The organism is Streptomyces sp. NPDC001787 (assembly GCF_040297465.1).
Taxonomy (GTDB): domain Bacteria; phylum Actinomycetota; class Actinomycetes; order Streptomycetales; family Streptomycetaceae; genus Streptomyces.
In genome coordinates, this window is the sequence record NZ_JBEOZE010000013.1 from 127,784 (window position 1) to 139,747 (window position 11,964).

The following is an 11,964-nucleotide window of genomic DNA, read 5'->3' on the forward strand; positions in this document are numbered from 1 at the left end:
GGGCGGGGCACCCGGTACAACGGGGTGCCCCGCCCTTCCGCGTATGTGCGCGGCGGCCACGCTGCACGGCGCAAGCGCCGCGCTCCGGGCGCACGCCGTCGGCCCCCTTGCGCAACACCCGCGCTCCCGCTTTGGTGATCTGGATCACCTTGGGGACGAGCGGGAGGACACCGGCATGGCAGAAGCGACCGACAGCGGTACCGGCAGTGGTACCGGCCGCAGCGCCGACAGCGGTACCGAACCCCTGAACACCCTTCCGCGCAAGTCCAGTTGGACCTACATCGGCCCCGGTATCGTCGTCGCTGCCACCGGGGTCGGAGCCGGAGACCTCGTCGCGACGCTGATCGCGGGCAGCAAGTTCGGCTACACCCTGATGTGGGCGGCCGTCATCGGCTGCGTCGTCAAGATCTCGCTGGCCGAGGCGTGCGGACGCTGGCACCTCGCCACCGGACGCACGCTCTTCGACGGCTGGCGCAGCCTCGGCCCGTGGACCACCGTCTACTTCGCGGTCTACGTCGTGGTCTGGGGCTTCATCTACGGCGCGACGGCCATGTCCTCGTCCGCCCTGCCCATCGTCGCGCTCTTCCCGGACGGGCCGAACCTCAAGACCTGGGCGATCATCACGGGCCTGATCGGCCTGGCGTTCGTCTGGTTCAACCGGTACGCCGTCTTCGAGAAGGCCATGACCGTCCTGATCGGCGTGATGTTCGTGGTCGTCGTGTACGTCGCGGTGCGCGTCGGCCCCGACGTCGGCGCGTCGTTCGCGGGCCTGGCCCCCGTACTCCCGGACGGTTCGCTCCTCTACACCCTGGGCCTGATCGGCGGCGTCGGCGGCACGATCACCATGGCGGCCTACGGCTACTGGGTGAACGCCAAGGGCTGGACCAACTCCTCCTGGATGAAGGTGATGCGCCTCGACAACCGGGTCGCCTACCTCACCACCGGAATCTTCGTCGTGGCGATGCTGATCGTCGGCGCGGAACTCCTGCACTCCTCCCATCTCGCCCTCACCAAGGGCGACCGGGGGCTGATCGACCTCGGCGCGATCCTGGAGGACCGCTACGGAGCCGCGACCGCCAAGCTGTTCCTGGTCGGCTTCTTCGCCACGTCCTTCTCGTCCCTCATCGGCGTGTGGAACGGCGTGAGCCTGATGTTCGCCGACTTCGTCGACCGCTTCCTGCGCGAGCGCGGGGGTGCCCCGGCCGAGGTGAGCACCGTGGAGGAGGTGGCGGCCGGGACGAAGGAGCGCTCCTTCGCCTTCCGGGCGTATCTGCTGTGGCTGACGTTCCCGCCGATGACGCTGCTCTGGCTGGACCAGCCGTTCGGACTGGTCGTGGTCTACGGCGTGCTCGGCGCGTTCTTCATGCCGTTCCTGGCCCTCACGCTGGTATGGCTGCTCAACTCCTCGCGCACACCGAGGGAATGGCGCAACGGAGGGCTCAGCAACGTGATGCTCGTGGCGGCGGGCCTGCTGTTCGTCGTGCTGTGCGTGCAGCAGCTGCGGGAGCTGCCCTGGTAGCGCCCCGGCCGGGGGAGCCCCCGGCCCCGCCCTCGGGACGGGCGTGGGGGGCCTCCCGTCCGCTTCGGCCGGGGAGGCCCCCACCCGGTCAGCGTCCGGACGGTGTCCCCGCGGTGGACGGGGCGGCCGTGGACGCCGCCGCCGGGCCCGCCGCGCCCGGCTTCGTGGATTCCGGGCTGCCCGTCCGCGGCGTCGGGGAGGCGGGGGAGGAGGGAGAGGCGGGGGTCTGCCGCGGCGGGGCGGGCTTCGCCGTCCCGGTACCGGACTCCGGCTCGGGCTCCGGCTCGGGCTCGGGGGCCGGATCCGGCGGGGGCCGCATGTCCTCCGGGCCGCCCGGCGCGGGCTCCCCCAGCGCGTCCAGGGCCTCCTCGGCGCGGGGCGCGTCCAGCGGGGAGAAGGCCGGGTTGGTGCGCAGGGCCTCCTCCAGATGGCGGCGGGCCGCACCGTACTGGGCCAGCTCCCGTTCGATCGTGCCCAGGTGGTACGCGTACGAGGCGTTGCGGACCCCCGTGTCGACGGCCCGCCGGGCGTACTCCAGACCCTCCTGCGGCCGGCCCGCCCGGTGCAGCGCCCAGCCCAGCGCGTCCGCCACCGCCGCACTGCGGTGCTGCCGGGACCACTCGGCGCGCAGCAGCTCCACCGCCGTGTCCGCGTCGCCGTGGTCGCTCTCGTAACGCGCCCGGAGCAGGGACTCGTTGACCCCCGCGGCCTTCGACCGTGACAGCAGAGTGCGCATCCTCGCGTACTGGCTGCGGGCGTCGCCGTCCAGGCCCAGCGCCTCGTACAGCTCTCCCAGTTCGAGGGCGTACTCCGCGCGGGGCAGCTCCGCCACCGCCGCCTGGTAGGCGTCCAGCGCCTCGTCGGTACGGCCCAGGGCCGCCAGGGCGCGGGCCCGGCCCGCCAGCGACGCGTGCTGGCCGCTGTCCGTGCGCAGCGCCGCGTCGTACTGCGCGACGGCCTCCTCCGGCTCGCCGCGCTCCCACGCCAGATCGCCGAGGCGGTGCAGGGCCTGCGCCTTCTCCACCGCTGTGGTGGCCCGGTCCGCCGCCTCGCGGGCGGTGGCCAGGGCGTCCTCCCGCCAGCCCTGGTCGCGGTACATCTCGGCGGTCCGGGCCAGCGCCGGAACCCCCTTGCGCAGCTGACCGAACCGCTCCGTCGCCGTGCCGGCCGCCCTGTAGTCGCCCAGGCCGTTGTACGCCTCGATCAGGACCGGGTACGTGCTCCAGGTCTTCGGCTCCCGGGTCCGTACGGTCTCGCCCCACCGCTTCGCCGCGACGAAGTCGTGCCGGGCGTTGGCGAGTGCGGCCAGGCCCACCCAGGCCTCCCCGTTGCCGCGTTCACCGGGCTGCTCCTCCAGCGAACGCCTCAGGGCCGTCTCGGCCCGCGCGTAGTACGCCGCGTCCGCGGAACGCCGCCCCCACTCCACGTACGCCGTGCCGAGCACCGCCCACGAGGGCGCGTCGGACGGATGCTCCTCCACCCACTTCTGCCGGTCCCCGATGAGCGCGGTCAGGTCCGAGAGCGAGGCCGGGGAGCCGGCGGTCGCCGCCGCTCGGGCCCGCTCGACCGGTCCCGGCACCTTCGGGCCGTCCTGCCCGCCGTCCGGAACGGCCACCACCGCACCGGCCACCAGAACGGCCGCGGCGATCGCGCCGAGCGTGGCCCTGCGCAGCGTCGTCCGCGCGGTGGGGGGCGGGGGCGGGACCGCGGTCGCGCCCTTTCCGGGATCCTGGGGAGCGGCCGGGAATTCCTTCGCGTCCGCCGTCCGCGGCGGGAAGGGGGACGGCTCGGGCGGCTGGCGGGGGTCCGGGTCCTGCTGCGGCGTGACATCCATGGCGATCACTCTGCGTCAGTACGAAGAGCACACCGCGCCTTGGGAACGCCGTCGCAGACGGGTTCACACCATTGGCCCCGGGTGCCAGTCTTGGATCATGAACGATCTCCTCGCACAGCTGCGCGCCGGTCTGCCCGCCGAGGCTCTGATCACCGATCCGGACGTCACGTCCTCGTACGCCCACGACATGGCGGGCTTCTGTGACGCGGGTTCCCCGGCCGTCGTCGTGCTCCCGCGCACGGTCGAGCAGGTCCAGCACGTCATGCGCACCGCCACCGCGCTGCGCGTCCCGGTCGTTCCGCAGGGTGCCCGTACCGGCCTGTCGGGCGCGGCCAACGCCTCCGACGGCTGCATCGTGCTCTCCCTGGTGAAGATGGACCGGATCCTGGAGATCAGCCCGGTCGACCGGATCGCCGTCGTCGAGCCGGGTGTCATCAACGCCGTGCTGTCACGCGCGGTGAACGAACACGGCCTCTGCTACCCGCCGGATCCCTCCAGCTGGGAGATGTGCACCATCGGCGGCAACATCGGCACCGCGTCCGGCGGCCTGTGCTGCGTCAAGTACGGGGTCACCGCCGAATACGTCATCGGTCTCGAAGTCGTCCTCGCCGACGGGAGGCTCCTGACCACCGGCCGCCGTACGGCCAAGGGCGTCGCCGGCTACGACCTCACCCGGCTCTTCGTCGGCTCCGAGGGCAGCCTGGGGATCGTCGTCAAGGCCGTCCTCGCGCTGAAGCCGAAGCCTCCGCGGCAGCTCGTCCTGGCTGCCGAATTCCCCTCCGCGGTCGCCGCCTGCGACGCGGTCTGCACGATCATGGAGCGCGGTCACACTCCCTCACTCCTCGAACTGATGGACCGTACGACCATCCGCGCGGTCAACGCGATGGCCGGCATGGGCCTCCCCGACTCCACCGAGGTGCTGCTGCTCTGCGCCTTCGACACCCCCGATCCGGCGTCCGACCTGGCGGCCGTCGGTGAACTGTGCGCCGCCGCGGGCGCCACCGAGGTCGTCCCCGCCGACGACGAGGCCGAGTCCGAACTCCTGCTCCAGGCGCGCCGGATGTCGCTCACCGCGCTGGAGACCGTCAAGTCCGCCACGATGATCGACGATGTGTGCGTACCGCGCTCGAAGCTCGGAGCGATGCTGGAGGGCACCGCCGCCATCGCCACGAGGTTCGGCCTCACCATCGGCGTCTGCGCCCACGCCGGCGACGGCAACACCCATCCCGTCGTCTGCTTCGACCACATGGACCCCGACGAGTCCCGCCGGGCCCGTGAGTCCTTCGACGAGATCATGGCCCTCGGCCTCGAACTGGGCGGCACCATCACCGGCGAGCACGGCGTCGGGGTCCTGAAGAAGGAGTGGCTCGCCCGCGAACTGGGCGAGACCGGGGTCGAGCTGCAGCGCGGAATCAAGACGGTCTTCGATCCGCTCGGTCTCCTCAACCCCGGCAAACTCTTCTGACCCCGACACGCCGGGGCACGACAGCCGGATAAGGCCCTCACGCCTCACCCTCCTGGGAGGGGGACTCGTCCGCGGACCACGGGTCGCTCAGCCACAGGTCGTCGGCCGGCAGCGGTGCCAGCAGCTCGGCGAGCGCGTCGTCCAGGCCCAGCCGCTCGCTCTCCGTACCCGGGGGCACCACCCGCAGCGTCCGCTCCACCCACGCGGCCACGGCGGCCGACGGCACCTCCAGCAGGGCGTTGCCATCGGGGGAGGTGAGGGCGACACAGATGACGTTACGGTCGTTGATCTTGGTCGGCCAGATGCGTACGTCTCCGTGTCCGCACGGCCGGAACACCCCTTCCACCAGCAGTTCCCGGGCGAACGTCCAGTGCACGGGGGACTCGGAGCCGATGTGGAAGGCGATGTGCACGGCGTACGGGTCGTCGGTGCGGTAAGTCAGCCTGGCGGGTACGGGGATGGAGCGCTCGGGCGACAGGACCAGCTTCAGTTCCAGCTCGCGTTCCACGACGTTCAGCATGTCAGTGCACGACCTTCCGGTGCTCGTGGACCGGTCCCATGACCGGCCCGCACAAGGAGAGAGCGCCCTCCCCGCCATCCATTACGCGACTTTTCAAAAAAACTTCGGACGGCGTGGAAAGTGGTCCCAAACAGTGGGACCGGCCCGGCGACACGTGGGCGTCTGATAGATGTGGACCCTTGTATTGAGGCCGTCCGCACCTGCGACCGGACGGTCTGAGGCCTCGAAGAGATACGGGACCACGGTGATGAGCGCCCCAACCCCGGCACCCGGTGACGAAAGCCCCCGCGAGGGGTACTACCCCGACCCCTCCATTCCTGGATATGTCCGGTACTGGAACGGTGCGGCGTGGGTACCCGGTACGAGCCGGCCCGCGCCCCAGGGCGAAGCCACTCCCGCGCCGCAGCCGACGGCCTCCGCCCCCCGGATGGAGGAGACCGGGCCGATCTTCTTCGACGAGGTCGGCGAGGCGGGCGGCCCTGACGGAGTGCCGGACGGAGCGAACGGGCCGGGTGGGCCGGGTGGACCCGAACAGGGCGTCCCCGCCCGTCCGGAGCCGGAACCGGCATCCGTCTGGCAGGCCGACACCTCCCGGCAGACCGGCTTCGGCGGCGACCGCGACCGGCGCGTCTCCTGGGGCGGTCCGGAAGCGGCGTCCGGCCGGCCGGACCCGGCGAGTGCCGATCCGCGCACCCCGGGCGACAGCGCGCGGCCCGAGCGCCCCGAACCGGCTCCGGCGGACCCGCGCGTGTCCGGCGCCCCGGACCCGACGGGCGGCGCCCTGCCGGCGATGCGGGACGGCGGTGGCAGTGGCGGTGGCAGCCGTGACGGTCGTGGCAGTCGTGACGGTGGCGGTGCCGAGGGCCGCCCGCCGACCGACGGTACGGTCACGATCCGCGCCGTGGGTCCGGGCGGTGGTGCCCGCACCCCGCGCCCGCGCGACGGGGGACCGGTGCCCGCCGACGGCACGATGACGATCCGCGCGGCCACCCCGGTCGCCGGTCCGCCGGGCCTCATGCCGGGCGGTACGTCGCAGGGGTCGCAGGGGCCGCAGGCGATGCAGCCGTCCCAGGCACCCCGGACGCCACAGGCGCTCCAGGCGGTGCAGCCGCCCCGGACACCCCAGGGCCCGCAGGCCCCGCACGCATCCCAGGCACCCCAGGGCCCGCAGGCCCCGCACGCATCCCAGGCACCGCAGACACCCCAGGCACCGCACGTATCGCAGGCGCCGCACGCTTCACAGCAGCCTCAGGTGCCGCAGCCGACCCGGGTGCAGGCGCCCGCGCCGACGACCGCGTTGCCGTCCGCCCCTCTGCCCGTCGCGCTGCCCGGCGCGACCCAGGGCCCGGTACAGGTGCCTGGCCCCGCCCAGACCCCCGCCCAGACCCCCTTCCAGGCCCCTGCTCCCGTGCCCGCCCCCGGGCCCGGCGGCTCGGCCTCCTGGGGGCAGCAGGCCCACCAGCCGGCCCGGCCGGAGCAGCGCCAGCCACAGGGGCAACTCCAGCCACAGGGCCAACTCCAGCCGCACCAGCAGCAGATGCAGCCCCAGCAGCAGGCGCCCGCCGCACATCAGGTGCCCGCCCAGCAGCAGGCCGGTGCCGGGGCGGATCAGCCCGTCGTGCCCTGGAAGCCCCCGGTCGACGACCCCTTCCAGCAGCTCGCCAGGGCCCAGACATCGGCGCGGCCCGCCGGTCTCGGCAAGCGCTTCGCCGCCCGGCTGCTCGACAGCGTGGTCCTCGGCGCGGTCGTCGGTGCCGTCAGCTTCCCGCTGGTCACCCGGGCGCTGGAGCACATCGACGAGAAGATCACCGCGGCGAAGCAGTCCGGTGAGACGGTCACCGTCTGGCTCGTGGATGCCACCACGGCGGGTCTGTTCGGGGCGGTGCTCGGCGCGCTCCTGGTGCTCGGCTTCCTCCTGGAGGCGCTGCCCACCGCCAAGTGGGGCCGTACGCTCGGCAAGAAGCTCCTCGGCCTCGAAGTGCGGGACATCGAGTCGCACGACTCGCCCACCCTGGGTGCGGCCCTGCGCCGCTGGCTGGTCTACGGGGTGCTGGGCATCCTGGTCATCGGTGTGTTCAACGTGCTGTGGTGCCTGATCGACCGCCCCTGGCGCCAGTGCTGGCACGACAAGGCGGCCCGCACCTTCGTGGCGGGCTGACCGGGGCGGGTTGGCCGGGCCGGGTTGGCCGGGCCGGGCGGGCCCTGTTGGGCCCGTGGGCTGACGCCCCGTCCCCCGAAAGCACCTGAGCCGTTGCGGGTACCGGTGGGCCGGGGTGCACTGCCCCCATGAGTAACGACCAGCCGACGCCCGGCCAGCCGCCCGAGGACGACGATCCGTTCCTCAAGAAGCCGCAGGAGCCCCCGCCGCCGTCAGCGGGTTCGCCGTACGGCAGCGCCCCGCCGCCGCCTCCGCCCCCGCCGTACGCGCCGGGGGGCTACGGCGGATACGGCGGGGCGGACCCGCTGGCCGGGATGCCGCCGCTGGCCCAGCCGGGCAAGCGGATCGTGGCGCGACTGATCGACTTCCTCATCGTCTCCATCCCGCTGTATCTGATCTCGCTCCCCTGGGGCGGCGCGATCGACGTCACGTCGGACAACGGCGACGACGGCTTCGGCGACGCCGTCAGCAACTCCTACAGCGGGCATCAGCTGGTGTGGTCGCTGATCGGGCTGGTGGTCTACGTCGGGTACGACACGTACTTCACCCACAAGGACGGCCGGACCATCGGCAAGCGGCTGCTGAAACTGCGCGTCGCGATGCTCAACGACGGGCGGGTGCCGGACATCAATCCGTCGCTGATGCGGGCCGTGGTGCTGTGGCTCCCGGCACTGCTGTGCTGCCCGTGTCTGTGGTGGCTGATCAACATCGTGCTGATGTTCACCGACAAGCCCTATCGGCAGGGGCTCCAGGACAAGGCGGCGAAGACCGTTGTGGTCAGCGTCCCGTAGGGCGGCGCGGCACCCGGAGACGCCGGGGCAGCCGGCTGCGCCGGGGGCAGCCGGGTGTACGGGGATGCTCAGCGGCGCAGGGAGCGTTCCCCGGCATGCTCACCGGCATGGGCCGCGGGGATCACCGATCCGATGTCGTCCAGGGCCTGCTGCGTGCGGGCGGCGGCCGCATTCCGTCCTTCCGCCGGCCGGTTCCCGTGCACGGTTTGCATGTGCTTGGGCACGGGTACTGTCATGGCCACCAGCAGGCCGAGCACAAGTGCCGCGGCGCAGGCGAAGGCCATACCGAAGCCCGACTCCGTCCGGGACAGCAGCAGGATGGCGAGGGTGGAGAGGATGACGGTGGCCGAACCGTAGGCGAACTGTGCGGCAGTCGGACGCGGCATGGCGGTATCCGTCCTCGGGACATCGGATGGGACAGTCTCTGCAGCGGAATCGCTCGGCGCGGTCGAATGGTGGAGCGGTGGAACGGTCGCGTCGACACACGGTCAAACGACTCTACGACGGTGGATGCCCGAGCCGGGCCGGTGGTAAGCACGGCCTAACCCACGGTGTCGGTGCACAGGGGGCGCACGGATTCACGGATCGCCCCAACAGGTCCTGACCACGCGCCTGTTGCCCCTGCGGGCACCGTCCGGATACCGGAAGAGCGCTCCGCATAGTGCACTTGGTGTGCGCAAGTCAAGGTCTGTCTTTTCTTTCATAACTCCGATCAAATGTCGTCACTTGTGACGCGTTGAACGCGCGCGGCCCTTCACCACCCCCCTGGCCGCGATCGCGGACGCCGGGGAGGACTGCATCAAGTGACCACTAAGAGACGGGCGCTCCGCGCCACCGCTGTTGTCGTGGCCATGGCCGCGACCGCCGCGACAGCGTCGGCATTCGCCACCGCCCAGGCAGACGACAAAACGTCGGGCTCGGGCGCGTCCATCGTCGACCGCCGTGACCCGGCACCGGAGAAGGGCCAGGAACACAACCTGGAAGGCCCCTTCAGCGAGCAGCAGGACGCACAGCGTCAGGCCGCGCTGGAGCAGGTTCTCTCCGGCGACAAGAAGGTGTCGAACCGCAGCGGCTCCAAGGTCGTCAAGCTCGACAACAAGAAGTACGTCGAGCTCGGCCGCGAGAAGACCGACAAGATCTTCACCATCCTGGTGGAGTTCGGCGACAAGGTCGACGACACGACCATGTTCGACCCGGACGGCGACGGCCCCAAGCCGCCCGTCAAGAAGTACGGCGGCACGCCCGGACCGGTGCACAACAAGATCGCCAAGCCGGACCCCAAGAAGGACAACAGCACCGCCTGGAAGGCCGACTACAACCAGAAGCACTTCCAGGACCTCTACTTCGGTGAGGGCGAGGGTGTCGACTCGCTCAAGACCTACTACGAGAAGACGTCCTCCGGGCGCTACTCGGTCGACGGCGAGGTCTCGGACTGGGTGAAGGTCCCGTACAACGAGGCCCGCTACGGCTCCAACTACTGCGGTTCGAGCAACTGCGCCAACGTCTGGGACACCGTCCGCGACGGCGTCAACGCCTGGGTCGCCGACCAGAAGGCCAAGGGCCGCACCCTGGAGCAGATCAAGGCCGACCTGGCGCAGTACGACGAGTGGGACCGTTACGACTTCGACGGTGACGGCAACTTCAACGAGCCCGACGGCTACATCGACCACTTCCAGCTGGTCCACGCCGGTGAGGACGAGTCCGCGGGCGGCGGCGCCGAGGGCACCAACGCCCTCTGGGCGCACCGCTGGTACGCCTACGGCACCAACGCCGGAGCGACGGGCCCGGAGGGCAACAAGGCCGGTGGCGCCGAGATCGGTGACACGGGCATCTGGGTCGGTGACTACACCGCGCAGCCCGAGAACGGCGGCCTGGGCGTCTTCGCCCACGAGTACGCCCACGACCTCGGTCTGCCGGACCTGTACGACACCTCCAACAACGGCGAGAACTCGGTCGGCTTCTGGTCCCTGATGTCGGCGGGCTCCTGGCTCGGCACCGGCACCGGTGAGATCGGCAACCTGCCGGGCGACATGACCTCGTGGGACAAGCTGCAGCTGGGCTGGCTCGACTACGACAAGGCCAAGGCCGCCACGAAGTCGACGCACAAGCTGGGCGTCGCGGAGTACAACACCAAGAACAAGCAGGCGCTCGTCGTCGAGCTGCCCGAGAAGGCCGTCACCACGACTGTCACCAAGCCCGCCGAGGGCTCGAAGCAGTGGTGGAGCGACATGGGTGACGACCTGTCGAACACCCTGACCCGCTCGGTCGACCTGACCGGCAAGTCCGCCGCGTCGCTGGACCTTTCGGGCTGGTACGACATCGAGGCCGACTACGACTACCTCTACACCGAGGTGTCGGAGAACGGCGGTTCCAGCTGGACCGCGCTCGACGGCACGGCCGACGGCAAGGCGCTCCCGCGCGACGCCAGTGACAAGCCGGCCCTGACCGGTGTCTCCGGCGCCGTCAAGAAGCTCTCCTTCCCGCTGAACGCCTACGCCGGCAAGAAGATCGACCTCCGCTTCCGCTACCAGACGGACGGCGGCGCGGGCGGCAAGGGCTTCACGGCCGACGCCATCACGATCACCGCCGACGGTGCCGCGCTCCTCACGGACAACGCCGAGGGCGACGACAACGGCTGGACCGCCAAGGGCTTCTCGCGGATCGGTGAGTCGTTCACCAACGACTACCCGCAGTACTACATCGCCGAGAACCGTCAGTACGTGTCGTACGACAAGACCCTCAAGGTCGGCCCGTACAACTTCGGCTTCTCGCAGAGCCGTCCGGACTGGGTGGAGCACTACGCCTACCAGAACGGTCTGATGGTGTGGCTCTGGGACACCTCCCAGAAGGACAACAACACCTCCGCCCACCCGGGCCAGGGTCTGATCCTGCCGGTCGACTCGCACGCCAAGCCGCTGAAGTGGAAGAACGGCTCGGTCCTGCGCAACAAGATCCAGCCGTTCGACGCACCGTTCAGCTGGTGGCCGAACCAGGGCTTCACCCTGCACAACGCCGACGTGCCGCTGAAGATCAAGCCGTCGCTGGGCGTCCCGGTCTTCGATGACCGCAAGGGGACGTACTGGTACGAGGAGAACCCGACGGGCAGCGTCAAGGTTTCTGACACCAACACCCGGATCTCCATCGTCAGCGAGCCGCTCAGCGGCTCGACGATGACCGTGAAGGTTGGTCCGTCGACCAAGTAATCCGGTAACACCGCAGGTCAAAGCATGATCGGCCGTCGCCCTCTAGCGGGCGGCGGCCGATCGTGTTTAGGTGCCTCTTGTTCTTATCCTTATTGACACGACGTCTCACGGGGGAGCGCGGAGCATGGCAGGCGGAGGTTTCTGCAGGTTGCCCAACGGCACGGTGGTGGTGGCACTCGCCCTGACCCGGCCGGCGGACGGGGCCGGGCCCGGAGCCCCGGTACGGGTGCTGGTGCACGCGGCCAACCGGGCGCGCGCCCTGACCCGGCTGCGCAACCTGGGGCTGCGCGCGGTCTATCTCCGCGGCAACAGCCAGCCGCCCACGCCGGACGAGATAACGGCCGTGCTGCACCACCCGGACGGCCTGCTGTGGCGGGCGGCGCCCCAGGCGGGCCAGGAGCTCTGGCACCCGATCCGGGCGCTGCTGGGCCCCACCGGCTACGCGGGCCCGGCCCGGCCGGCGGCGTAGGGCCC

9 protein-coding genes are annotated in these 11,964 nt (G+C 71.1%); 6 read left to right on the top strand and 3 right to left on the bottom strand.

The annotated features are described in order from the left end of the window. Positions 1–175 precede the first annotated feature (175 nt). The gene (locus ABT170_RS19570; RefSeq protein ID WP_351868906.1) at positions 176–1,519 is read left to right on the top strand and encodes an Nramp family divalent metal transporter; all 1,344 of its coding nucleotides are present in this window, start codon (positions 176–178) and stop codon (positions 1,517–1,519) included. 88 nt (positions 1,520–1,607) lie between these two features. Here the strand turns inward: ABT170_RS19570 and ABT170_RS19575 are convergent, their stop codons facing one another. Then, complete coding sequence (locus tag ABT170_RS19575; protein WP_351868908.1) at positions 1,608–3,353, bottom strand: tetratricopeptide repeat protein; 1,746 nt, start codon at positions 3,351–3,353, stop codon at positions 1,608–1,610. Positions 3,354–3,450: 97 nt separating this feature from the next. On the opposite strand from ABT170_RS19575, the gene ABT170_RS19580 reads away from it, so the two are divergent. Next, positions 3,451–4,818 carry an FAD-binding oxidoreductase gene (locus ABT170_RS19580; protein WP_351868911.1) on the top strand — a complete coding sequence of 456 codons (1,368 nt, stop codon included), beginning with the start codon at positions 3,451–3,453 and terminating at the stop codon, positions 4,816–4,818. A gap of 37 nt (positions 4,819–4,855) precedes the next feature. Here ABT170_RS19580 and ABT170_RS19585 read toward each other — a convergent pair whose 3' ends face one another. Continuing rightward, complete coding sequence (locus tag ABT170_RS19585) at positions 4,856–5,338, bottom strand: SsgA family sporulation/cell division regulator (protein WP_329944234.1); 483 nt, start codon at positions 5,336–5,338, stop codon at positions 4,856–4,858. Between the two features lie 247 nt (positions 5,339–5,585). Between ABT170_RS19585 and ABT170_RS19590 the strand changes: the two genes are divergently transcribed. Further along, positions 5,586–7,496, top strand: a complete 1,911-nt coding sequence (locus ABT170_RS19590; RefSeq protein WP_351868914.1) for an RDD family protein — start codon at positions 5,586–5,588, stop codon at positions 7,494–7,496. A gap of 128 nt (positions 7,497–7,624) precedes the next feature. Continuing rightward, entirely contained in the window at positions 7,625–8,287 is a 663-nt protein-coding gene (locus tag ABT170_RS19595) for an RDD family protein (RefSeq protein ID WP_329944236.1), read from the top strand. A gap of 68 nt (positions 8,288–8,355) precedes the next feature. Here ABT170_RS19595 and ABT170_RS19600 read toward each other — a convergent pair whose 3' ends face one another. Next, positions 8,356–8,673, bottom strand: a complete 318-nt coding sequence (locus ABT170_RS19600; protein ID WP_329944237.1) for a hypothetical protein — start codon at positions 8,671–8,673, stop codon at positions 8,356–8,358. Between the two features lie 417 nt (positions 8,674–9,090). On the opposite strand from ABT170_RS19600, the gene ABT170_RS19605 reads away from it, so the two are divergent. Next, on the top strand, positions 9,091–11,490 hold the full coding sequence (locus ABT170_RS19605) for an immune inhibitor A domain-containing protein (RefSeq protein ID WP_329944238.1): 2,400 nt from the start codon (positions 9,091–9,093) through the stop codon (positions 11,488–11,490). Positions 11,491–11,614: 124 nt separating this feature from the next. Then, positions 11,615–11,959, top strand: coding sequence for a hypothetical protein (locus ABT170_RS19610; RefSeq protein WP_329944239.1), 345 nt, complete (start codon positions 11,615–11,617; stop codon positions 11,957–11,959). The last annotated feature ends 5 nt before the right edge of the window (positions 11,960–11,964 follow it).